Annotated in this window: 1 protein-coding gene; it reads right to left on the bottom strand. The window is 72.7% G+C overall.

Annotation, left to right across the window (positions count from 1 at the left end; all coding sequences use genetic code 11):
- Positions 1 to 528, bottom strand: a 528-nt coding sequence (locus tag FVW20_RS18620) for a putative nucleotidyltransferase substrate binding domain-containing protein (protein ID WP_307831666.1), incomplete at both ends; no start/stop codon positions are given.

The following is a 528-nucleotide window of genomic DNA, read 5'->3' on the forward strand; positions in this document are numbered from 1 at the left end:
CCCAGCAGGTGATCCATGGCCTCGCCAAGGTCCGCCGCGCGCGCTGCGGACAACACGCCCCCCGCCTGCAACTGGGCGATGCGCCCGGCTGTGTCGTGCGCGGTGGCGCCCGCGTCCAGCGTCAGGGTGCGCACCCCGTGCATCAGCGGGAACAAGCCACCCCGCTTGAGGTCCAGCGTGCCCGTACTGCGTCCGCCTGCCCTCCGGAAGTCGCCAGACTCTCCCTGTCCATCGCCCCTGCCTGCCGTGGCCCGCTCCACCAGCAAAGCCCCGAACACGCCCAGCGGCGGGGCAAAGCGCACCGCTTCCCGGGCCATGTAGCGCAGCATCAACGGGGTTCCGCGAATCATGTCCGCCAGCAGGACGCGCAGGCGCACCACCAGATCCCAGCCGTCGTCCACGCCGCGCGCATCGGCCAGCATGGAACAGCGCAGCACCCCCGGTGCATCGGGGGCGCGCAGCATGGCCGCCACGTCCGCCCGCCATTGGGGCAGGGTCATGCGCCACGCGGGGTTGCCCGGCACCACC

Source organism: Nitratidesulfovibrio oxamicus, assembly GCF_015731765.1.
In the GTDB taxonomy this organism is placed as follows: domain Bacteria; phylum Desulfobacterota; class Desulfovibrionia; order Desulfovibrionales; family Desulfovibrionaceae; genus Cupidesulfovibrio; species Cupidesulfovibrio oxamicus.